The 448-nt window shown below is 64.5% G+C and carries 1 protein-coding gene; it reads right to left on the bottom strand.

The annotated features are described in order from the left end of the window. The coding region (locus AACY08_RS29745) for an aldo/keto reductase (RefSeq protein ID WP_339472674.1) at positions 1-448 on the bottom strand (448 nt) is incomplete at both ends.

Here is a 448-nt window from a genome sequence, read left to right on the forward strand (position 1 = left end):
GCAAGTGCGCGGTCGACGAGGTCCCGGGGATCAGCAGGATGTTGGGCGAGCGCCGCAACAGCCATGCGAGCGCCACCTGCAGGGGCGTCGCGCGGAGGTCGCGGGCGCCCGCGTTCAATCGGGACGATTGCAACGGGTTGAAGCCCCCCAGCGGGAAAAACGGTACGAAAGCGATGCTGTCCTCTGACAGCGCATCGATCAGCGCGTCGTCGCTGCGGTGGGCGATATTGTACTGGTTCTGCACACAGACGATCGGCGCGAGCGCTCTCGCCTCCGCAACCTGTGCTGCGGTCACGTTGCTGAGACCAAGGTGACGGATCAAACCTTCCTCACGCATGCCGACAAGTGCTTGGAAGGGGACGCGGATCGAGCCCTCGGCCGGTCCTGCATTGCCACCGCCCAGCATGGAACGGAAATTGACCACCTCAAGCGTGTCCAGCCCCAGATG

The organism is Pseudomonas sp. EL_65y_Pfl1_R83, from assembly GCF_963970695.1.
Classification (GTDB): Bacteria; Pseudomonadota; Gammaproteobacteria; order Pseudomonadales; family Pseudomonadaceae; genus Aquipseudomonas; species Aquipseudomonas tritici.